The organism is Pantoea sp. SM3, from assembly GCF_000963995.1.
Classification (GTDB): Bacteria; Pseudomonadota; Gammaproteobacteria; order Enterobacterales; family Enterobacteriaceae; genus Pantoea; species Pantoea rwandensis_B.
On the sequence record NZ_JZRD01000018.1, the window covers coordinates 38,314 to 59,894 of the forward strand.

A 21,581-nucleotide genomic window follows, 5' to 3' on the forward strand; every position below is an offset into this window, starting at 1 on the left:
CGTTTTATACCCATTTTTTAAGCGCAATTTTATCCTCATACTCGGGATTCACTTGGTGAGGACAGAAGTAATGAAAAATATAATAAGTTATTTGCAACAGCATTCAGACGACATTCTCTCAGATATTAAAACCCTGGTGGCAGCTGAGTCACCGTCAATGAACAAGGCAGCGGTGGATCGCTGTGGCGACGTGCTGCGTGCCCTGTTTGCTGAGCGTCTGGGTATTGATGCTGAAATCGATGTACAGGAACACTACGGCAACCATCTTAAATTCACGCTGGGTTCAGGCGAGGATCAAACCGTGGTGCTAGGCCATTTTGATACCGTCTGGGATGAAGGCGAATTGTCGATGCGCGAGGAAGATGGCAAATTCTACGGTCCCGGCATTCTGGACATGAAAGCCGGACTGGTGCAGTCGATTTGGGCGGCACGCGCGTTAAAAGAACAGGATTTGCTGGCAGGGAAACGCATCGTTTTCCTGTGTGGCAGCGACGAAGAGGTGGGCAGCCCAAGCTCCAGTGAATGGCTGTCTCGTCATGCGCTGGGATCATCGCAAGTGTTGGTGGTGGAACCGGCCGTGGCTGGCACCGGCGCACTGAAGGTGGCGCGCAAAGGCACGGGCCAGTATCAAATCGTGATCACCGGGCAGGCCGCGCATGCGGGTAACAATCCTGAAGAAGGTATCAGCGCGGTACAGGAGATGGCGCATCAGGTGCTGTTCCTGCATGGATTAAATGCACCGGATCGTGGCACTACCGTCAACGTGGGTATTGCGCAAGGCGGAAATCGCATCAACGTGGTGGCGGATAAAGCGGTACTGGGCATCGATACGCGCGTTACCAGCGAAGAGGAAGCGCAGCGCATTCACGCCGAGATCACCGAGATTCAGCCGCACTTACCGGGCATTAAGCTGGAGATTACCGGCGCACAATCCCGTCCGCCGATGCGCCAGAGTGCAGAGTCGCGGGCTATCCTGCAGCGTGCGCAAGCCGTGGCACAACAGATCGGCTTCAGCGTGGAAGGTCAATCGGTCGGTGGCGGCAGCGATGGCAATTTCACTGCGGCGTTGGGTATCCCAACTTTAGATGGCCTGGGTGCGACCGGCGCAGGTATTCACGCGCGTCACGAACACATCATCATTGCCGATATTGCCTCACGCACCGCGCTGGTGGCGGGCTTGATGCTGGGGGAAAACCATGTCGCAGGTTAATGTTGAGAAAAATAGTGCGATGCAACCCGCAGGGAAAAAGAGTGAGCAGAGCCCTTATCTGCTGCTGTTTATCATTCTGGTGCTGGCTGCGGTCGCGACCTGGATTATCCCGGCGGGCAAGTTTGATCACGAAACCCGCAATGGCGTGACCTTTGCCATTAAAGGCAGTTTGCATGAAGTGGCGCGTACCGGTGTTTATCCCGGCGAGATTTTCATGGCCATCGTGCAAGGCGTGATCAAAGCAGCACCGATCATTTTCCTGATTCTGTTTACCGGCGGGCTGCTGGCGGTGATTGAAGCCACCGGCGCGATTGCCACGGCGCTGAATTCGTTGTCACGCAGTACCAAAATCAGCGATACCCGTCTGATCCTGATTTTCGCGGTGATCTTCGCCATCCTTGGCAGTACCGGCGTGGTGCAAAACTCGGTGGTGGCCTTTGTGCCGATTGGTCTGCTGGTGGCGCGTTCGTTAGGCTTGCCGCCGGTGATCGGCATGGCGCTGATCTACCTGACCTGCGCGGCAGGGTTCAACGTGGCGTTTCTCGGCCCGGCAACCACCGGTCTGACACAGCATCTGGCGCAGTTGCCGCTGTTCTCGGGCATGTTACTGCGCGGCATCACCAACCTGCTGTTTGTGTTAACGGTGGCGATTTATCTGATCATTACCGTGAAGCGCATGCGTAAAAATGGTCAGGTGCGTGCGGACAAAACCGTAGAAAGCGCTGAACCGCTGGCGATTACCGGTCGTCATAAACTGATTCTGCTGACCTGCGCGGTGACGCTGATTCTGTTTATGGTGGGCACGGTGCAACTGCATTGGGCCACCAATGAGATGTCAGCGATGTTTATCATCCTGTCGATTATGGTCGGTTTGATTGGTCGTTTGTCCGGTTCTGCTATTGCTAACACCTTCCTGTCCGGCTGCTCTCAGCTAGTCAAAGGCGGCTTTATTGTCGGGATGGCAGGTGCGATTTCGGTGGTGCTGCAACAGGGCAATATCCTCGATCCGATTGTCGGCTTCCTGTCAGACTTGCTGGCGCCGGTTCCGCCCGCGATTGCCGCTGTGGGCATGTTTATCAGCGCCGCACTGATGCACTTCGGCATTTCGTCCGGTTCGGGCGAGTCAGCGTTGTTGATTCCGATTTTCTCCCCGCTGGGTGATAACCTGGGTTTGACACGTCAGGTCACGGTGCAGACCGTGCTGCTGGGCGAAGGGATTGTGAATTCCATCAGCCCGACATCCGGCGTGCTGATGGCGGCGCTGGCGACCGCCAATATCTCGTTCGGCAAGTGGCTTAAATTCGTGGCACCGGTCGTCGCCATCTGGTTTGTGATTTGCGTGGTGACGCTGCTGATTGGCGTGGCGATCAACTGGGGTCCGTTCTAACCCGGTGAAAACGAGAAGGGATGCTGACGATAGCATCCCTTTTTTTGCTGCTTTAGGCCTCGTTACGCCTGCAGGAAATCCCGGAACTCCTCACTTAATTCGTCAAAGAGTTGATAGATCACCTGACCGCCCTGAGCGGTTTGTCCCCTGGCTTCCGCAGCGGCAAGCGCATCAAACAGGCGATGCTTGATATGAAAACGCCATATGACCGGCACGCGAGACAAGATATCAGTCAGTGCCCGATATCGCTCCGGCGTCCAGCTCTGCTCAAAGCGAGTACGCCATGGGCCAAAGTCAAAATGTGCCACACTGGCGGCTGTCGCAGAGCGTTGGTTGCGTGTCATCTGCGTGGCTTCCACGTCCAGTTCACCCTCGCGGATCACCACACCGTAATCTTGCTCGGCACGCGCCGAAGAAACGTAACCGCTTTTCACGTCTGATAACACCTGCTGGGGATCACGCTCCAGCGGTGAACCATATCCGCCGCCACCGGCTCCCGTTAATCGAATCACATCTCCTGCCTGGCAACGAATCACATCGCTATTGCCGAGCATTTCTGGTGCTTCGCTCTGCGGGTTTTTCACAAAAATGGCATTACTGCCCGCTTTCCCGCCAAGGACGCCCCAGGAAGCAAAGTGGGTGCGATCGCGGTTGCGCGCCGTCACGGTGGTATCAGGTGCAAACACCTGAAACTCCATCATTAGCCCGGAGCCACCGCGATATTTTCCTGCACCACCGGAGTCGGGTACCAGACAGTAGCGGGTGATACGAATCGGCACTTCCGCTTCGTTAATCTCCACTGGCGTATTGCGCAGAAAGGCCACGTTAGCCCCCGATCCCTCTTCTCCGTCACCGAACGGCATGCCGCCCGCACCGCCGCCCACCGGACCAATGGAAGCGATCACCGGTCGGCCCGAGGTGTTGGTGGTTTTAACGTTCAGAATCGCCAATCCACAGGCCGCGCAGGCAGGCAAACGGTCAGGGATCGCTTGTGAAAACGCGCCAAAGGTCAATACATGCGTTAACTTACAGGTCAGACTGCGCATGCCGACGGCCGCCGGGTAAACGGCATTCATCACGCTGCCTTCGGGCAGCACACATTCGACGACACGATCCAGCCCCGCGTTGAGCAAAATATCGGGATTCAGGGTATAGAGCACATAGTGATAGCCGACCAGCGCCAGCGCGTGACGCGTCATGCCGCCGGTCGGCATATTCAAGGATGAAAGCAATTGCGGATCGCTGCCGGTGTAATCAAGGATGGCGCGGCCGCCGCGAATTTTCAGCGTTATCGCCACGCGCATCGGTTTGCCGTTCACACTGTCTTCGTCAGCGTATTCCGCGAAGAAGTAATCGCCATCAGGCACGCTCTCGAGGATGCGTTGTGCCTGCTGCGCGGCATAATCGAGCAGGGCCACCATACCTTGCTGAAAATCTTCCACACCGAAATGCGCGATCATCTCCAGCACGCGTTTTTCGCCATTGGCCAGCATCGCCAGTTGCGCATGCAGGTCACCCATATTCTGTTCCGGCGCACGCACATTGGTTTTGATCAACGCGAGCAACGCTTCATCCAGCACGCCTTCACGCACGATCTTCGTCGGTGGGATACGGATGCCTTCCTGATGGATCTCCGTCAGCGTGCGCGACAGCGAGGCGGGCACGGCCCCGCCCACATCGGTATTATGAATATGACCGCCAACAAAACACACCAGCTTGCCTTGCCAGAACACCGGTTTCCACATCACCATATCCGGGCTGTGTGTTGCAACGTTACCGCTGTAAGCATCGTTGGTCATCGCCACATCGCCGGGGCGATAGTCCTCGATCATGCCGAGTACCGGTCCGTAATCGAGACCGATATACCAGGTGGCACCTAAGGTTTTCGGCGAAGCAAATGCCAGGCCTTCGGGGGTGAGCAGGGCACAGGAGAAGTCTTCCGTCTCTTTGACAAAAGTCGAATGTGCGGTGCGCACCAGCGTATGGGCCATGCTTTCTGCTGCCGCCACACAGTAGTTAGCCAGAATCTGCAGACCTGAAGTATCAAAAGCCATATCGCGACTCCTTTATTAAGCCGTGTGGGTGAGGTCAGTGAGGATAAGATTGCCGAGCGCATCCACCTGGGCGCGGAAATCGGGTAATACGGCGACAGTGGTGTCGGACTGGGTAATCACCGCGGGTCCGGTAAATGACTGACCGCCCGCAAGCTGCTCACGCTGGTAAAGTGGCACGGTGAGATAACGGCCCGACATCCACACATCAATATGCTCAGCGGGGATCGGTGCGGCGTCAGAGTGCGGCAAAGGTTCGAGTTGCGGCTTCGGTGTCGGCATGCTGACCACCAGACGCAGGGATACCACCTGAATCTGCGCATCACGGTCGCTGTAGGCATATAAATGATGATGTTGCGCATGGAAGGCTTCACGCATTGATAACAGGTTGCCGTTGGCTAAATCATCCCGCTGCAACGGCGTGGCGATCTCAAACGACTGTCCCTTGTACCGCATCTCCGCAGAAAGGCTAAACTGGCCCTGGCTGGCATCACTGACTTCGTGGCTCAGCCATTCGCGCGCTTGTTGTTCGAGCTGCTGATATTCAGCTTCGAGGTGTGGCAAGCTCTCTGCGCTTAAATCACCATAAATGATGCGAACAAAATCGTTTTTCACATCGGCAACCAGACCGCCTAATGCACTTAGCACGCCGGGCGTCAGCGGCACCAGCACTTCACGCATGTGCATTGCACGCGCCAGATAACAGGCCATCATCGGGCCTGCACCGCCAAAAGGCATCAGGGAAAAGGCGCGCGGGTCGATACCGAAGCGGGAAACCAGTCGGCTAATTCCCGCGTACATGCCGGACACGGAAACGTTGATGATCGCTTCCGCCGTTGCTTCGATGGATTGACCCAGCCGATCGGCCAGCGATCCTATTGCGGTTTTGGCGGCGGCGACATCCACATTCACCGCGTTGTAGCCCAACTTTGCCTGGCCAAGAATGCCCAATGACACGAAAGCATCGGTAATCGTGGGCTGCGTGCCGCCTCGTCCATAACACACTGGCCCAGGCGTTGAGCCTGCGCTTTCTGGCCCAACTTTGAGCACGCCAAACTCATCAACGCGCGCCACAGAACCGCCGCCATCACCAATCGATGTGACGGATACGGACGGAATATGAATCTGGTAGTCACCGATATACTCACCGGTGTCATATTGCGCTTCCCCGTTGACGATCAGCGCCACATCGGCGGTGGTGCCGCCAATATCCAGACTCATGACGTTCTCACGACCGCACTGGCGTGCCACCCAGGCTGCGCCCATCACACCCGATGCGGTTCCCGACAAGATTATCTGCACGCACTCGGCTTTACCGCGCTCTGCGCTCATCACGCCGCCATTGGACTTGGTGACTTTCAGCTCAGCGGTCACGCCTGCTTGCGTCAGTGCCTGCTGCAAAGCACCGAGATAATGCGCGACGCGTGGCTGAACATAGGCACCAATCACGGCGGTTTGCGTACGCTCGAATTCGCGGATAGTTGGCCAGACATCACTGGAGCAGCAGACAAAAAAGCCTGGCACGGCCGCTGCAATCAGAGCCTGAACCTGCTTCTCATGTTCGGGATTGCGATAGGCATGCAGCAGGGCAATCACCACACCTTCACAGCCTGCATCGCGCAAGCCCGCGACAGCGGCCAGTACACTCTGTTCTGCAATCGGCGCGAGTTCTTTTCCGCTCGCATCCATTCGACCGTCAATGCCAAACACATTTTCGCGCGACACCAGGGGTTCCGGACGCAGCGAATGCAGGCTGTACATATCCGGCGTCTTCAGCCTGCCAAGTGCCAGCACATCCTCGAAATAGCGATTGGTGATCAGCCCCAGCTTCGCGCCTTTTTTCTGCACCACGGCATTCACGCCAACGGTGGTGCCGTGGGTGAAATAGTCAATATCGGCGGGATCGATCCCATAGCGCTTCACTAACTCCTGAACGCCGTGCAGCACTTCCTGGCCCGGATCATCGGGTCGTGAAAACACTTTTAGGCTGTGCAACTGACCCGATGCTTCGTTGAAAACGGCGAAGTCGGTAAACGAGCCGCCGATATCGACACCAATGCGTAGTCCCATACTTCCTCCTAATTGGTTTGCGGATGAGCGGATTTATCCAGGCGATCGCGCACCTGGTAGTAGCTGCCAAGCAGCGGCATAAACCAGGTGTTGCCGGTGTAGAGCGGGTGGCCGGGCAGCGGCGATACCCCATAAGGACTTGCGTTGAGCGGTGTGTTTTCAATCAGGTGACGAGCTAATCGATGGCCTAGCCAACTCATCATGGTGACACCGCTGCCGTTACAGCCCACGGCATAAAAACAGCCTTGCGGCGTCTGGCCGATATGCGGCAGATAGTCGAGCGTGACGGCGACTTTACCGCCCCAGCTATGGCTGATTTTGATGTCGCGTAACTGAGGGAAACGTTGTGTCAGATGTTGATGTAGCACGCGCGCAGACTGCTGGCGATCAAGGGCGTAGAAGCGCGCGCGCCCCCCAAACAGCAGACGAGAGCCATCGGGTGAATAACGAAAATAGTGCGTGACGCGTTGGGTTTCCGCGATGCCGCGCTGATGCGGGATCAGCGTGCGTCGTAAATCTGCGGATAACGGTTCAGTGGCAATCTGATGGCTGGTGACGGGTACCACGCGTGCGCGTAAGTGCGCCATTTCTGGCCCGGTATAGCCATTGGTGGCGATAATCACCTGACGCGCGTTGAGACGGCCGCGCAGAGAATCAACCTGGTAATGCGCCCTGTGTTTCTCAATACGACTCACCGCAGAACCACTGCAAACCACCACGCCAGCTTTGCGCACCGCATCCAGCAAACCTGCGTAATAAAGCGCGGGATTGAGCAGACCAGCACGCTCAATCAGCACGCCGCCGTGATAGGCCGGGCTATCCAACTCGGCGCGCAGTTCATCGCGCGTCAGTATGCGCGCCTGCACCTGGCTCACGCTGTTTAGCAGCGGCAACCGCTTTTTCCAGCTCTCCAGATGTTGCGGTATCCACGCGGCGGCGAGGCGACCGGTTTGTCGATAATCGCAGGCGATGTGATGTTGTGCGATCAGATCTTCCAGATAGCGATAACCGTCAGCCGCCTCCAGCAACAAGTCGCGCTTCAGTTGCTCATCGCTCTGCCGCAATCCCTTTTTTGCCGACATGGTCTTGCCCACGTTGATGCCGCCAGTGACCTGACCGCCGCTCAAGGTACTCGCGCCACTGCCCGGTAGGCCGGCTTCCAGAATCACCACCTGATTGCCGTGTTGCGCCAGCGTCAATGCACAGCACAGCCCGGCATAGCCAGCGCCAATAATCACGTATTCCGTTTCAGGCGGAACCTCACTGGGCAACGCATCCTGCGGCTGCCACTGCTCCCACCAATAGGGTGCCGCCTTAAAATCTTCGGTAAATATCGACTGATGACCTGCCATCACTCCGCCTCGCTAAACATCATTGATGAATTCAGCGGCTGAAAACTTAGCCGTTCCACAATAAGGAATGCCATTCCATAAATTTAACGTGACATGATTTTATCTGCCCTGCAAGCACAAAAATTAAGCATTCGGAGGAAATTGTGATCGGCTCACGGGCAAAACGCCGAGCGGGAGAGGGCAGGCTGTGCCATATTACGGCACAGCAAGTTGAGACAATGAAGTCATTAAGTAGGGAGGGTGGAGTATGCAGAGCCTGATTAAAAGCCTGAAAGTGCTGGAGATGGTGGCCGAGAAACAGCCGATCAGTGTGGGCGAGTTGGCCAAAATGATGTCGATGCCAAAAACCACCGTGCAGCGCATTCTCTGGACCTTTCATGAGGCAGGTTGGTTACGATTGATTGAAGGCGACATGCCGCGCTGGACTGTCAGCCCGCGTGTGCTCAGCGTGCGGCCGATCGAGCTGGCGGGAGGCGGGCTGTCTGCTGCCGTCCAGGATCCGATGGCAGAGTTGCGCAATAGTACGCAGGAGACGGTGTACGTGTCGGTGTATGACGGCAATGGCGCGGTGGTGGTGATCGACAGGCTGGAAAGTCCGCATCCCGTTCGCGCGGTGAGCCCAATTGGGGATATTGCACCCATTCACTCCACGGCAAACGGCATGGCGATTTTGGCGTTCTTACCGGAAAGCCAGCTTGAAAATATCCTTACCGGCGAGCTGAGTGCCTTTAACCCGGCGACCATCACCGATGCCGATAAACTTCGCGCAGAACTGAAGCAGGTGCGTGAGCGCGGGTACTCCATCAACCGTGGCTATTATCGCTCCGGTATTTTCGCTATCGGGGCACCCATTTTTGATGCTGCCCACCAGCCGGTCGCCAGTATCTGCATCTCGATGCCGGACTCTCGTTACCATGAAGAAAAAATCGCAGAGTGGGGCGCGCTAACCGTTCAGGCTGCCCAGGCAATTGGCTTCCAGAGAAATGCCAGAGGTTAACGGCATGACGCAATGACCACACTGAGGTGTGGTCATTTCATCCTAACATGTTGTTTTTGTACTAAATAAATCGACTCCTCTCCCTTTTCGCCCTCCTGCTCAATCTCCGTGTGACCTATAGCGAAATCCTCTCACCCGCATATTGACGTCTAATTTTCACTCAACTAACGTAATTAACGGAATGCCATGCCGTAATGTGGAATGATTAAATTCATTCTGAGTCACGTTCACTGACCGTGCTGTTATGCGGTGAAGATGGGGTTAACCATGACAACTTCTGCCACGCTTCCTCAGGTGACACCTGAAATGCAGCGCAAAACGCTGATCGGTGCTGTTGCCGGCAATCTGGTCGAGTTTCTCGACTTTGCCCTCTACGGCCTACTGGCCAGTGTGATTTCACGGATCTTTTTCCCGCAGGATGCGCCATTGACGGCACTGCTCTCGGTATTACTGCTTTATGCATCGAGTTTTCTGGTGCGCCCGATTGGTGGCATCGTGCTGGGATTGGCGGGCGATCGCTGGGGCAGGCGTTCGGTGTTAATGATTACTATCACCGGCATGAGTGTGGTAACCGGTTTGACCGCTCTTCTCCCCACTTACGCGCAGGCAGGCACCAGCGCCACCGTACTGCTGGTGATTTGCCGACTGATTCAGGGCTTTTTCGCTGGCGGCGAATACGCGACAGCCACAGATTACATCGTCGAAAACAGCGATCAAAAACGCCGCGCTTTTCGTGCTTCATTCTCACCCATAGGTGCCTATATCGGCACGGTGATCGCTATTGGCCTCTACACCCTGCTGTCTTCGTTAATCACGGCGACACAAATGGAGGAGTGGGGCTGGCGCGTGCTGTTTGCCATCGGCCTTCCGTTGGGACTCGTCGGGCTACTGATTCGCCGCAAACTTGATGAGAGCCCGGAGTTCCGCGCGGTTGAACGGGCGCGTGTGGAGCAGCGTTTGAACCCGCCAACGGTGACTCAGGTCATTCGCTCGCAGTGGAAAAATATTCTGGTGTTCATGTCGATACTCATGAGCCATACGCTGCCCAATTATCTGATTCTGGGCTTCTTCGCCACGTATCTCACCACGTTTGTCGGGTTAGCCAAAACCGATGCAGCAATGGCGGTGTTAGTTTCGCAGTTTGTCCTGATTTTTAGCACGCTATTGCACGGCTATCTCAGTGATGTGGTGGGCAGAAAACGCTGGTTGCTGCTGGGCTGTATACTGGTGATTCCGGCGATGTTCTTTGCTTTCACCTATGCTGAGCATGGCACGTTAAGCAGTGCCATTATTGCAGCGGTTGTGCCAGTGATGGTTTTCCCGATGGTCACCAGCGGAATGACCATCAGTCTGGTCGATATGTTCCCGGCAGAGATGCGTGCTTCTGCCGGTGCGATGGCGTACAACACCGGTACCGCGTTGTTTGGCGGCACTGCACCGCTGATTGGGGCGGCGTTAATTGGCTGGTCGGGCAGTGCGTTTACGCTGGTGTATTATGTTGCCGCCGTGGCCATCGTCTCATTCATTTCAATTGCGCTGTTTTTCCGCTATCCGCAACGCGCCTCGCACAACGCTTATCAGCTTGCAAGCAGTGCTGCGCAGGGCAATCCGGTCGCGGCGCGCCTGCGCCGATAAACGGTTACATCACCTGACATCGGTCGCCGTTTCAGGGGTTGCCGATGAATTAACACCGGGTAAGGATGTGCTCTGTTTTAGGTGCCTTAATCTGTGACGCCCCCTGGCATCTCAGGGGGTGAAGCCGTTTTACCGTACCTCATTCACATACATGAAGTGCTCGGTGCTGAAACGGTGGTGCGCAAGGATCACCGGAATCGCACTCTGGTCAAAAGACACTTCATCTATCACCATCACCGCGTGCGGCAATGTCAGCTCCAGCAATGTCGCATCTTCTTCATTCGCCAGCTGTGCCGTGATCTGCTCACGTACCGCTGCTACGCGGACGTCGTACTGTTCGAACAGAAAGCGGTAGAGCAACGGCGGCAAGTGTTCCGCGGGAGGGAAATCAGGCAGACGCGCAGCAGGCAATATCAGTGTTTCATGCATGGCGGCAATACCTTTCACCCGACGCGTACGTTTCAGGCGTATCACGTCATCTCCTGCGGCAATCTGCAGTTTTTCTGCTTCCCGCTCGTTGGCTTGGCTCAACTGATAATCCAGCACTGTCGTTTCTGAATGCAGCAAGCCGCCGCTGTTATCGTGCAGGCGAAAATACTGGAAAAAGTGGCTCAGGTTGTGCAGCGGTGCCCAGCCAGTCACCACCGTGCCGGTTTTGCGACGGCGCATCAACATCCCTTCGGTGGTCAACGCGGCCAGCGCTTTGCGCACCGTTCCCACCGACACGCCAAATTTCGACGCCAGGCTGTTTTCACTCGGCAGGATCGTGCCCGCAGGTAGCTCACCCTGCAGGATTGATTCGCTGATATGGCGTTTCACCACTTCATACAACGGCGCGCCTTCTCCCTCGCTTAAACGAGAGAATTGCGGTGTGTCGTCTGCGTCATAGTTTTTTTGCATGTTTCCGATTACCGATTGACCTGCGTCCTTGAATTGCATTATCTATAAACTATATAGAAATACAACAGACGATAATCCTATGTTGCAGAATTCTCGCCTTAACAGTGCGTTAGAGAGCATTGCGGATGACACCGCACAGATAACTGACGATATGCAGCGCATGCTGGCCGTGGATACCTGCTTTCCACCGGGCAATGGCTATGCGCAATTTGCCGACCTGATGACGCAGCTATTAACGCCCATGAGCTTCAGCTTTGAGCGCGTTTCAGTGCCGGAAGATCTCTGGCAAGCGCCCGATGGCAGCGCGTACGGCGAACGAGTGAATTTGCTGGCAACGCTTAACTGTGGCGCAGCCGAAAACTGCAATCTCTACTTTCACACTGATACGGTGCCTGCGGGGGATGGCTGGCGATTTCCTCCGCTGGCACTGACGGTGGCCGAAGGTAAGTTGTTTGGGCGCGGTGCGGCGGACATGAAAGGGACGATTGTGGCGGCGATGGCGGCGATTCGTGCAGCGCAGGCCTGCAATCTGCCGCTGCGTTTCAATCCGGTCTTTCTGCTGTGTACCGATGAAGAGGGCGGGTTGTATCCCGGTATTCGCTACCTCGCCGAACAGCAGCGGTTCGCCGGGCATCTGTTGAGCTTCAACGGTGGCGCGGTGCCCCGCATCTGGGCGGGCTGCTTTGGCAGTATCGATCTCAAGATCATTATTACCGGGCGTTCCGCGCATTCCGGCGATCCGCTGCACGGCATCAATGCCATTGAAGCCGCGCTGCCGCTGATGAACGCGCTTTATCAACTGAAAGGCGAAGTGGAACAGCGCGCCTCAGCAATGCCTGCACCGCCGCATTACCAGGGCAAACCGCTGACCTCACTGTTGACGCTGGCTGCCGCACAAGGTGGCAGCAAAGGCTCGACCATCCCCGAACGCTTCGAACTGCTGATCAACCGACGTTATGCCCCGGAAGAGGCATTTGACGATGTCTGGCAGGAGTTGACCCACTGCATCCATCAAGCGATGCAAGGCAGCCCTGCGCTGGATGTCAGCGTGCAAATGATTGGTCATCTGGCCCCGGTGGCCAATCCTGATGGTCCGCACTGGCCTCGCTGGCAGGCCGCACTGAGTCAGGGATTTGGTTTTAAAGCGGAGGCGTTTAAACCCTGGGGATCCTCAACCAGTTCGGATATGGGTTGGGTCCAGCAGGCCGGTATGCAGGAAATTTTACTGGGCGGTTTAGCCCGCCCCGACAACCGCATTCATGCCGCCGATGAGTACACAACGATGGCAGATGTTATCGCACTTTCGCAGTCCATTCTGGCGTATCTCGCCGATGAGTTTCAGCCAACCCAGGGTATTTAACAAACTAACGAGGAAGAGAAGATGTGCGCGATGAAAGGGTTAAACCGCAGACAGTTTATCACCAGCTCTACCGCTCTGACCGGTGCAGCCATGCTGCCCTGGTCGTTCTCGGCCCATGCCGCAGCGGTAACCAGCGCGACGCCGGGCGGCACGCCACGTAAAGGCGGCGTACTGCGTATTAGTGTCGATCAGGCGGTCAGCGTGCTGAATCCACATCAGGTGCGCGTCAACCCGGAATATCTTGTCGCGGAGTTGCTCTACAGCGGCCTGACGCGCCTGACGCAGGAGATGAAAGCCGAAGCCGATCTGGCCCAATCCTGGCAGGCGAGCGCCGATCTCAAGCAGTGGACTTTCACCCTGCGTCCAAACCTCAAGTTCAGCGATGGCACGGCCTTAACTTCAGCAGATGTGGTGGCCAGCTTGCAGGCGCTGCTCGATCCGAAAAATGCGTCACCGGCCCTGCATAACATCGGCCCGATCAAAGCGGTGAGCGCCACAGATGCCAACACCGTGCTGATTGAAACCGATGCCCCTTATGCTGACTTGCCGGTGATGCTGGCTTATCCAGACGCCAAAATTATTCCTGCCAGCATTGCGCAGGGTCAGTACGACAAGCTCACCAAAGCCTCGCTGGGCGCGGGTCCGTTCCAGCTGGTTTCCTACGATCCAGAACGCAAAATCGTGGTGAAACGCAACCCGCATTATTACGACCCGGCGCGTCCTTATCTGGATGGCGTGGAAGTGGTGGTCTATCCCGATGGCATCGCAGAAAGCTCGGCGCTGATCTCCGGTGATACCGATTTGATGCTGAGTGCACAGTCGAGCGAATTTGCGCGTCTCTCCAAATCGTCCGGTGTGTTGCCACTGCGGGTGGCATCCGGTCAGTTCCTCAATGTGAACATGGGCTGCGATCAAAAGCCGTTTAACGATGTGCGCGTGCGCCAGGCGCTGGCACTGTGCGTTGATCGCCCGGCATCGGTGGATTTTGTTGCCGATGGCCTCGGTTCGCCAGGCAACGATACGCCAATCAACGCCTCTTACCCTTACTTCGCTAACCTGGCGAAAAAAGCGGTGGATTACAGCAAAGCCAAAGCCTTATTGGCGGACGCGGGTTATCCCAACGGCCTCGATTTAACGTTGATTGCCTCGGATAAACCGGCGACTCGCACCCAGTTGGGTATCGCGCTGCGTGAGATGGCCAAGCAAGGCGGTTTCCGCATTGAAGTGCAGACCATGGCACACAGCACGTATCTCGATCAGGTATGGAAAAAAGGCAATTTCTACGTCGGTTTCTACAACATGCAACCGACGCCGGATGCGGTGTTCTCACTGCTCTACACCTCGACCGCGTCCTGGAACGAAACACGCTGGAACAACGCCGATTTCGATAGTGCGGTCAACGCCGCCCGTGAAACCAACGATGATGCCCAGCGCACCACGCTGTACGGCAAAGCACAACAATTGATGCATGACGAAGTGCCTTCGCTGATTCCGACCTTCTTCGATCTGCTTGCTGCCAGCCGAGATTACGTCGGCGGATATCATCTGCATCCGCGTGGTGCGGTGTTCCGTCTCGACCATACCTGGTTAACTGACAAAGCGCCTAAGCGTGCAGTGTAAGGAGCGACCGTGACAGCAAGTTATCTGCTTAAACGCCTGTTGCTGATGATCTACACCTTGCTGGTGGTGTCATTGCTGGTCTTTGGCATCACCCAGCTGTTGCCAGCGGACGCCGCTGTCACCTTGCTGGGCCAAAACGCCACGCCAGAGGCACTCGCTGCGGTGCGCGAACGGCTGGGATTGGATGCGCCAGCATGGTTGCAGTATTTGCATTGGCTGAGCCAGGCGTTGCAGGGCAATTTTGGTGTGTCGATGCGCAATGGGCTGGAAGTGGGGCCGACGTTATTGACCGCGCTGTCACGATCGCTGTTGCTGGCGGTGTGTGCACTGTTGCTGATGCTGGTGATCGCCATCCCGCTCGGTATTTGGGCGGCAGTGCGTCGCGGTAAAACCGCCGATGTGCTGGTCAGCGTCATCTCCTATATCGGCATCTCTTTCCCGGAGTTTGTCACCGCAACGCTGGTGCTGCTGCTGTTTGCTGACGTCTGGCAGATTCTGCCCGCCACCGGCTATGTGCCGCTAAGTGAAAACTTCATCAGCGGCGTACAGCACCTGATCCTGCCGTCAATCACCGTGGCGCTGATTCTGGTGGCGCACGTCTCACGCATGGTGCGTTCGGAGATGGTCGATGTGCTGCACACCGACTACATCCGTGCCGCCTGGCTGAAAGGCCTGTCGCGCCGCCGCATTCTCTGGCGCCACGCACTGCGTAATGGCTTGTTGCCGACCATCACCATTGTGGCGCTGGATGTTGGGTATCTGCTTGGCGGCATTGTGGTGGTCGAGGAGATTTTCGCCATTCCCGGTATTGGCCGTGAGCTGATTGTTGCCGTGCAGGCGCGCGACCTGCCCACCATTCAGGCCGGTGTGATGATTCTCGCCGCGACCTATTCGGTGGTGAATTTCCTCGCCGATTTGGCCTATGTGGTTCTGGATAAGCGAATTTCCTATGCCTGATATTTTAAAACGTTTGCTGCGTTCACCGCAGGGCGCGGTGGGGGTGCTGATTATTCTGCTGTCGCTGCTGATGGTGGTGGGCGGGGCGCATGTCGCGCCCTTCGATCCTGAATCCATCTCGATTTTGACCCGTTACAAACCCCCAAGTGCTGAACACTGGTTTGGCACCGATCAAATGGGGCGTGACATCTTCAGCCGGGTGATGGTTGGCGCACGCTCCACCATCGTGCTATCGCTGCTGGCAACCGCATTGGCCATGGTGATTGGCTCAGTACTGGGCACCGCCAGTGCCTATCTGGGCGGCAAGTTCGATGAGTTTATGATGCGCACCATGGATGCGGTGATGGCGATTCCCAGCCTGCTGTTTGCCTTGTTGATTGTCAGCACGCTGGGTCAGAGCAGCATGAATGCGGTGCTGGCGATCACCATCGCGTTTGTGCCGGGCATGGTGCGTATTTCACGCAGCGTGGCGCTAGCGGCGCGGCAGCAGGATTACATCAATGCGGCGATTGCCCGTGGTGAAGCCGGGCACTACATCATCCTGCGCGAGATGTTGCCGAATATCCTGGCACCGATCATCGTGGAAGCCACCATCCGTGTGGCCTTCGCCATCATGCTGTTCGCCACCCTGAGTTTCCTCGGTTTAGGCGCACAGCCTCCTGAGCCAGAGTGGGGGCTGATGGTCTCCGAAGCCCGCACTTATTTCTTCACCGCACCGTGGATGATGATGATTCCAGGCCTGGCGATCGCGCTGGTGGCGATTGGTTTTAACTTACTGGGTGACGGGCTGCGAGACGTGCTCAACCCGAGGAGCCACTGATGAGTATGAAGCCTGAGCCGGTGCTGTCGGTGGAAAATTACAGTCTTGATTACGCGTTACAAAACGGTGAGTCACTGCCGGTGCTGCGCGATATTACGTTAAACGTGATGCCCGGCGAAGTGCTGGGTTTAGTGGGGGAATCCGGTTCGGGTAAAACCACGCTCGGCTGGGCGATCATGCGCTGGCTGGCGGGCAATGCGCGCGAGAAGTGGGGCGACATCCGCCTCAACGGAGAAAGTCTGCTCAGTCTGCCGGCCCCTAAACTGATGGCTCTGCGTGGCGAGAAGCTGGGGATGATTTTTCAGGACCCGAGCGCCTCACTCAATCCAACATTAACCTTGGGCGAGCAGGTAACGGAAGTGCTGCGACGCCATCGCGGTTTAACCGCACGTGAAGCGCAGGAATTGGGCGAGTCGCTGTTACATGACGTCGAGCTTAAGCATCCGGCACGGATGATGCGCCGTTATCCGCATCAGGTTTCCGGGGGCGAAAAGCAGCGCATCTTAATCGCCACGGCGTTCGCCTGCCAGCCGGACTGCATGATCTTCGATGAACCGACCACCGCGCTGGATGTGATCAGCTCGGCGCAGATCCTCGATCTCTATGAACGACTGCGCGAAGAGACGGGGGTAGCCTCACTGTATATTTCCCACGATCTGGCGCTGGTGGCGAAAGTCGCCGATCGCGTTTGCGTGCTGGAGAAGGGCCGTATCGTTGAGCAGGCCGACACGCAGAGTTTGTTTAGCGCACCGCAGAGCAGCTATACCCGCAAATTGATCGCAGCAGTGCCGAATCCGCAACAGCGCCTGGTGCAGGATGCCGCCGGATCGCAGCCGCTGCTGACGCTGGACGCGCTCACCATCGATTATGGTCAGCAAGGTTTTGTCGACCGCTTGCTGAAACGCGAGGCGAATACCACGCGCGCGGCCAATGCGGTCTCGCTCACTGTGCATCAGGGCGAAATCCTTGGCGTGGTGGGCGAGTCAGGTTCGGGGAAATCGTCGCTGGGTAAAGCCATCACCGGGCTGGTGCCGTTCAGCGGTGAGATCGATTTTTGTGGCTATGCGCTGCAAGGACGCGCGCAGATGGACAAAGAGTATCGCCGCTGCGTGCAGATGATCTTTCAGCATCCCGACGCCTCGCTGAATCCGCGCATGACCATTGGTGAAATCATTGCGCGTCCGCTGCGCTTATACGGTTTGCCTGCAGGAGAAACGGAAGCACAAGCCGTGGCGCGCCTGTTAGAAGAAGTGCGGTTGCCCGCAGAGTTTGCCTCGCGCTATCCGCATGCGCTGTCCGGCGGTCAGAAGCAGCGTGTTGCTATCGCACGCGCTTTTGCCAATCCACCGGATTTAGTGATTTGCGATGAAATCACCGCTGCGCTGGATGTGTCCGTGCAGGCCACCATCATCGAACTTTTGCTGGAGCTGCGTCGCCGCTACGGCACGGCTTACCTGTTTATTACCCACGACCTCAACCTGATACGCCAAATCGCCCATCGCGTGGCGGTGATGTATCGCGGCGATGTGGTGGAAGTGCTGCCCGGCGAGAATATGAGCGCGCTGGCGCAGCATCCTTATACCCGTGCACTGCTTGAAGCGGTGCACGTTCCCGACTTATCCCAATCCGTTGCTTAACGAGAAACGCATGAATCCTGAACAGTTAATTCATCATATCGATCGCGAGTTCTGCCTCTCATTTTTGGCAAAAATGGTGCAGCACAAAAGCTACAGCGCCACCGACGGCGAACGTGAGTTAGCCCGTTATATGGCAGAACAGATGACGCAGCTGGGCCTTGAAACCGAACTGCAAAAGGTCCCGGGCGACCGTCTCAATGCCATCGGCCGCCTGGCGGGCAGCGGTGGCGGCAACAGCCTGCTGTTCAATGGTCATCTGGACACTAATCCGGTGACCGAAGGCTGGACGGTGGATCCCTGGGCAGGAAAAATTGACGACCAGTTCATTTACGGCATTGGCGTCTCGAACATGAAAGCGGGCGATGCGGCCTATTTCTGTGCGCTGAAAACGCTGATTGATGCCGGTGTGAAACTGAAAGGTGATGTGATTCTGACCTACGTGGTGGGCGAATTGCAGGGCGGTATCGGCACGCTGGCGGCAATTGAACAGGGCGTGCGCGCGGACTACTTCATCAATGCGGAACCGACCGATCTGCAGGCGCTGACCATGCACGCGGGATCGCTGATGTTCACCATTGAACTGACGGGCGATACCCGCCATTTGTCGAAACGTGAAGAAGCCGTCGATGCGATCAACGCCGCCGTTGAGCTGATTCCGCAGATTAACGGCATGGTGTTCAGCGGCGCGAAAAGCGATGAACATCTGAAAATTAACCGTGGGCACATCGGCACCGTGCACGGCGCGCTGGGGCGCGATCTGGAAGAGTGGCGTCCACCGCAGGTGGCTGACTTTGTACGCCTGAAGGGTTCAGCCCGCTTTGCGCCGGGTCAAACCGTTGAAGGTGTGTTGGCGGATCTGCAAGCGCTGCTGGATACGCTGTGCCAGCGCTTCCCCGGCCTGAAAGCCGAGCTGTTTGATGACGGTATCCGTGATAAACCCACCATGTTGCCTTTCGAAGTCTCGCCAGAGTCACCGATTGTTAAAGCGGTCAATCGCGGCTGGAAAACCGTGCGTGGCACCGAACAGCCAACCGGGGTGATCACGCCACCGGCCTTCTTTGGGACTGATGCGGCACATCTGTATCAGCATGCGGGCATGGAAGGTATCGTGTGCGGCCCCGGCGGGAAATACAACACTATGCCGGATGAGCGCGTTGAGATAACCGAATTCCTCGATATGGTGCGTATCTATCTGCTCGCCATTCTGGAGATCTGCCAGCCGGTTGAGGGCGCATAATGAATGCTGCCGCGTTAAGCCGCCTGCGTGCCACCCTGCAGCAGGCAAATGTGGATGTGATGATCATCGATCATGGCGAGCTGCTGGCCTGGTTGACCGGCTACACCGTGTCGGAAACCTTGTACCGCGCTTGCCTGGTGCCGCTTAACGGCGATCCCTGGATGGTGCTACGTCAGCTGGATGAAGCGCCTTGTCGGGCGCAATCTCCTACGCTGACGGTAGAAAGCTATCGCGATGATCAAGACCCGTGGGCGGCGGTGGCGCACAGCCTGGTCCGGCGCGGTTATCAGCGTGCGCGTCTTGGCGCGGATTACACCTCCTATGGCATGACAGTGCACAGCTGGCAGCAGCTGTCGCGCCATTTGCCGGACGTTCAGTGGTGCGATTTAACCGGCGTTAGCGATCGGCTGCGTAGCGTAAAATTCCCGGCGGAGCTGGAGGCGCTGCGTCAGGCCTCCGCCATTGCCGATACCACGCTGGACGCGATTGGCAAAACCGTGCAGGGCAGCTGGCGTGTGCGCGATGTCGCTGCACTGGCGGCTGGCGAATTTTTGCGTCTGGGTGCGGATACCGGCGAAACCGGGCCGATTGTCATCGCCAGCGGCGACAACGGTTTTCTCCATGCCAGCGGCCATGAACAGCGTCTACAGCGTGGCGATGTGCTGCACGTAGAGCTGATTCCTAAAGTGAAACACTACAGCGCGCGTCTGATGCGCCCGTTTATTGTGGGCGAGATCTCCGCCCAGCGCGCTGAGCTGGCACAGCAACTTATCGCCATACAGGATGAACAGTTCAAGGCCATGAAACCGGGCATCAGCGCGCGGGAAGTGGATGCGATTGTACGCGATGGGTTATTGCGCAATGGACTTCGTGCGGATTATCCCAACATCACCGGCTATGCGCTAGGGTTGTATACGCGCACGCCGCGCCCGAGTGATTTTTCCTGTAGCTTCCATGCTAAAGCGGAGTGGTTACTGGAGGAGGATATGGTGTTCCATATGTATACTTCTGCGCAAAGTCTGGCGTTCAGCGAAACCGTGCGCGTCACGCCGCAGGGCGCAGAGCGGCTGACAACGCTGCCGCGCCAGCTATTATCATTGCCGGAACATTGATCAACAGGATAAAGGATGACGCAGGACATTTTACTCACTGATTTAGCCGCTGGTTTTCCAACGTTGGCTTTTGACCTGAAATACGCCACGACCGATAACATCACCGGCTACGCCATTTATCATGAAGCGCGGGCGTTACTGCATCCAGTAGCGGCGCGCGCGCTGCAAAAAAGTGTCGAAGTCGCCCGACTGGCCGGCTTTACCTTGTTGATTTTTGATGCTTATCGCCCGCAGCAGGCGCAATGGCATCTGTGGGATGCCTGCCCGGATGCCGACTATGTGGTGCCGCCCGCCACGGGTTCGAATCACAGCCGAGGCGTGGCGATTGATCTGACGTTAGTGGATGGCGCGGGCAAGGTGCTGGATATGGGCACGGCCTTTGATGCGATGGAAGATCTGTCGCATCCGTTCCATCCCGATGTACCGCTACAGGCACAGCGCCATCGTTTGATGCTCAATGCAATTATGCTGGCAGGCGGTTTTATCGGCATGCCAACGGAATGGTGGCATTTTGAGTTACCGGATGCACAGCGCTATCCGTTGCTGGAAGATCGCTTTGGTTGCGTGGCGCGATAACCATCAATCTCATCGGCACGAAGGGGCTGTCCGATTAGCCACATTGAGGAAGATTAGGGGCGAGGTAGGGTGCTGAGGATGGCATTAAAAGTCGGATAGGTGACGAGCCGTGTCCATCTGTTGATGTAAAATACGGGCAATAAATATCCCGTAAGGATAGGCAGTATAGAAAATGGTATGTGACTGGAAAACAATCCGTTTTACATCCTGCACGCGCGGGTAATCCTGTCCCATCTCAGGCATTTTTGACAATGTTTCAAGGAACTCATCTAGTGCATCGGTGTAGCGATCGGCTTGTGCTTCACCAAATTTTAGCAGGGTGTAGTCATAAATATTAGCAAAGTCACTGTCGGCAAGTTCGGACAGTTTATACACGATTAAGCTTCTTCCTTTCAGCAGCAATTTCACGCAGTGAACGCGGGCTTTCACCGCTTTCAAGCCCTTCAACAACCGCCTGACGTACGGCTTGATCCCGTGATTCTTGCTGTTCTAACAAGCGTAAAGCCGAACGCATCACTTCGCTGGCCGATCCATAGCGGCCAGAGTCCACCATGCGCGTAATAAAAGTATCGAGTTGTTCACCCACGCTTACGGACGTAATTTTTCTCATTGAGCTCACCGTGTATTAACAGTTAATACAAAAAAACATAGTTTGTTCAA

The 21,581-nt window shown here is 56.5% G+C and carries 18 protein-coding genes; 12 read left to right on the top strand and 6 right to left on the bottom strand.

Annotated features, from left to right (window positions below):
• Positions 1-70 precede the first annotated feature (70 nt).
• Together VI01_RS12120 and VI01_RS12125 are read left to right on the top strand one after the other, a co-directional pair.
• Entirely contained in the window at positions 71-1,210 is a 1,140-nt protein-coding gene (locus VI01_RS12120; RefSeq protein WP_045815308.1) for a M20 family metallopeptidase, read from the top strand.
• A complete protein-coding gene (locus VI01_RS12125) occupies positions 1,197-2,597 on the top strand; it encodes a YfcC family protein (protein ID WP_045815309.1) in 1,401 nt (466 codons plus the stop codon). Before VI01_RS12120 ends, VI01_RS12125 begins: the two co-directional genes overlap by 14 nt.
• 62 nt (positions 2,598-2,659) lie before the next feature.
• Here VI01_RS12125 and VI01_RS12130 read toward each other — a convergent pair whose 3' ends face one another.
• Genes VI01_RS12130 through VI01_RS12140 form a run of 3 tightly spaced genes read right to left on the bottom strand, consistent with a single transcriptional unit; the run spans position 2,660 to position 8,070 of the window.
• Positions 2,660-4,651: a hydantoinase B/oxoprolinase family protein gene (locus VI01_RS12130; protein ID WP_045815310.1), complete on the bottom strand. Its 1,992-nt coding sequence runs from the start codon at positions 4,649-4,651 to the stop codon at positions 2,660-2,662.
• Positions 4,652-4,666: 15 nt separating this feature from the next.
• Positions 4,667-6,718 (bottom strand): hydantoinase/oxoprolinase family protein, encoded by a 2,052-nt coding sequence (locus VI01_RS12135; protein ID WP_045815311.1) that lies wholly within the window; start codon positions 6,716-6,718, stop codon positions 4,667-4,669.
• 8 nt (positions 6,719-6,726) lie between these two features.
• On the bottom strand, positions 6,727-8,070 hold the full coding sequence (locus tag VI01_RS12140) for an FAD-binding oxidoreductase (RefSeq protein WP_045815312.1): 1,344 nt from the start codon (positions 8,068-8,070) through the stop codon (positions 6,727-6,729).
• A gap of 247 nt (positions 8,071-8,317) precedes the next feature.
• Between VI01_RS12140 and VI01_RS12145 the strand changes: the two genes are divergently transcribed.
• Positions 8,318-9,067: an IclR family transcriptional regulator gene (locus tag VI01_RS12145; protein ID WP_045815313.1), complete on the top strand. Its 750-nt coding sequence runs from the start codon at positions 8,318-8,320 to the stop codon at positions 9,065-9,067.
• A 267-nt stretch (positions 9,068-9,334) separates the two neighbouring features.
• Positions 9,335-10,702 carry an MFS transporter gene (locus VI01_RS12150; RefSeq protein WP_197079592.1) on the top strand — a complete coding sequence of 456 codons (1,368 nt, stop codon included), beginning with the start codon at positions 9,335-9,337 and terminating at the stop codon, positions 10,700-10,702.
• Between the two features lie 129 nt (positions 10,703-10,831).
• Here VI01_RS12150 and VI01_RS12155 read toward each other — a convergent pair whose 3' ends face one another.
• Positions 10,832-11,602 carry a GntR family transcriptional regulator gene (locus VI01_RS12155; RefSeq protein WP_045815315.1) on the bottom strand — a complete coding sequence of 257 codons (771 nt, stop codon included), beginning with the start codon at positions 11,600-11,602 and terminating at the stop codon, positions 10,832-10,834.
• A gap of 79 nt (positions 11,603-11,681) precedes the next feature.
• On the opposite strand from VI01_RS12155, the gene VI01_RS12160 reads away from it, so the two are divergent.
• From VI01_RS12160 to ddpX, 8 genes are read left to right on the top strand one after another with little or no spacing between them, the layout of a single operon-like run.
• Complete coding sequence (locus VI01_RS12160) at positions 11,682-12,962, top strand: M20 family metallopeptidase (protein ID WP_045815316.1); 1,281 nt, start codon at positions 11,682-11,684, stop codon at positions 12,960-12,962.
• Positions 12,963-12,983: 21 nt separating this feature from the next.
• Complete coding sequence (locus VI01_RS12165; protein ID WP_045815317.1) at positions 12,984-14,582, top strand: ABC transporter substrate-binding protein; 1,599 nt, start codon at positions 12,984-12,986, stop codon at positions 14,580-14,582.
• A gap of 9 nt (positions 14,583-14,591) precedes the next feature.
• Complete coding sequence (locus VI01_RS12170) at positions 14,592-15,539, top strand: ABC transporter permease (protein WP_045815318.1); 948 nt, start codon at positions 14,592-14,594, stop codon at positions 15,537-15,539.
• Positions 15,532-16,359, top strand: coding sequence for an ABC transporter permease (locus VI01_RS12175; protein ID WP_045815319.1), 828 nt, complete (start codon positions 15,532-15,534; stop codon positions 16,357-16,359). Before VI01_RS12170 ends, VI01_RS12175 begins: the two co-directional genes overlap by 8 nt.
• Positions 16,359-17,996: an ABC transporter ATP-binding protein gene (gene nikE / locus VI01_RS12180; RefSeq protein WP_045815320.1), complete on the top strand. Its 1,638-nt coding sequence runs from the start codon at positions 16,359-16,361 to the stop codon at positions 17,994-17,996. The genes VI01_RS12175 and nikE overlap by 1 nt, the downstream gene beginning before the upstream one ends.
• Before the next feature lie 10 nt (positions 17,997-18,006).
• On the top strand, positions 18,007-19,233 hold the full coding sequence (locus tag VI01_RS12185; RefSeq protein WP_045815321.1) for a M20 family metallopeptidase: 1,227 nt from the start codon (positions 18,007-18,009) through the stop codon (positions 19,231-19,233).
• Entirely contained in the window at positions 19,233-20,345 is a 1,113-nt protein-coding gene (locus VI01_RS12190) for a Xaa-Pro peptidase family protein (RefSeq protein ID WP_045815322.1), read from the top strand. Before VI01_RS12185 ends, VI01_RS12190 begins: the two co-directional genes overlap by 1 nt.
• A 15-nt stretch (positions 20,346-20,360) precedes the next feature.
• On the top strand, positions 20,361-20,921 hold the full coding sequence (gene ddpX / locus VI01_RS12195) for a D-alanyl-D-alanine dipeptidase (protein WP_045815323.1): 561 nt from the start codon (positions 20,361-20,363) through the stop codon (positions 20,919-20,921).
• An 84-nt stretch (positions 20,922-21,005) separates the two neighbouring features.
• On the opposite strand, the gene VI01_RS12200 is transcribed toward ddpX, so the two are convergent.
• Together VI01_RS12200 and VI01_RS12205 are read right to left on the bottom strand one after the other, a co-directional pair.
• The gene (locus tag VI01_RS12200) at positions 21,006-21,296 is read right to left on the bottom strand and encodes a type II toxin-antitoxin system RelE/ParE family toxin (protein WP_045815324.1); all 291 of its coding nucleotides are present in this window, start codon (positions 21,294-21,296) and stop codon (positions 21,006-21,008) included.
• Complete coding sequence (locus tag VI01_RS12205) at positions 21,289-21,531, bottom strand: type II toxin-antitoxin system ParD family antitoxin (protein ID WP_045815325.1); 243 nt, start codon at positions 21,529-21,531, stop codon at positions 21,289-21,291. Before VI01_RS12205 ends, VI01_RS12200 begins: the two co-directional genes overlap by 8 nt.
• Positions 21,532-21,581 lie beyond the last annotated feature (50 nt).

Bases quoted from the DNA above. Each gene is read 5' to 3' on its own strand.
- VI01_RS12155 (WP_045815315.1), bottom strand. From the start codon at position 11,602: ATGCAAAAAAACTATGACGCAGACGACACACCGCAATTCTCTCGTTTA.
- VI01_RS12205 (WP_045815325.1), bottom strand. From the start codon at position 21,531: ATGAGAAAAATTACGTCCGTAAGCGTGGGTGAACAACTCGATACTTTT.
- VI01_RS12175 (WP_045815319.1), top strand. From the start codon at position 15,532: ATGCCTGATATTTTAAAACGTTTGCTGCGTTCACCGCAGGGCGCGGTG.
- ddpX (WP_045815323.1), top strand. From the start codon at position 20,361: ATGACGCAGGACATTTTACTCACTGATTTAGCCGCTGGTTTTCCAACG.
- VI01_RS12160 (WP_045815316.1), top strand. From the start codon at position 11,682: ATGTTGCAGAATTCTCGCCTTAACAGTGCGTTAGAGAGCATTGCGGAT.
- VI01_RS12135 (WP_045815311.1), bottom strand. From the start codon at position 6,718: ATGGGACTACGCATTGGTGTCGATATCGGCGGCTCGTTTACCGACTTC.
- VI01_RS12165 (WP_045815317.1), top strand. From the start codon at position 12,984: ATGTGCGCGATGAAAGGGTTAAACCGCAGACAGTTTATCACCAGCTCT.
- VI01_RS12125 (WP_045815309.1), top strand. From the start codon at position 1,197: ATGTCGCAGGTTAATGTTGAGAAAAATAGTGCGATGCAACCCGCAGGG.
- VI01_RS12120 (WP_045815308.1), top strand. From the start codon at position 71: ATGAAAAATATAATAAGTTATTTGCAACAGCATTCAGACGACATTCTC.
- VI01_RS12190 (WP_045815322.1), top strand. From the start codon at position 19,233: ATGAATGCTGCCGCGTTAAGCCGCCTGCGTGCCACCCTGCAGCAGGCA.
- VI01_RS12130 (WP_045815310.1), bottom strand. From the start codon at position 4,651: ATGGCTTTTGATACTTCAGGTCTGCAGATTCTGGCTAACTACTGTGTG.
- VI01_RS12145 (WP_045815313.1), top strand. From the start codon at position 8,318: ATGCAGAGCCTGATTAAAAGCCTGAAAGTGCTGGAGATGGTGGCCGAG.
- VI01_RS12185 (WP_045815321.1), top strand. From the start codon at position 18,007: ATGAATCCTGAACAGTTAATTCATCATATCGATCGCGAGTTCTGCCTC.
- VI01_RS12140 (WP_045815312.1), bottom strand. From the start codon at position 8,070: ATGGCAGGTCATCAGTCGATATTTACCGAAGATTTTAAGGCGGCACCC.
- nikE (WP_045815320.1), top strand. From the start codon at position 16,359: ATGAGTATGAAGCCTGAGCCGGTGCTGTCGGTGGAAAATTACAGTCTT.
- VI01_RS12150 (WP_197079592.1), top strand. From the start codon at position 9,335: ATGACAACTTCTGCCACGCTTCCTCAGGTGACACCTGAAATGCAGCGC.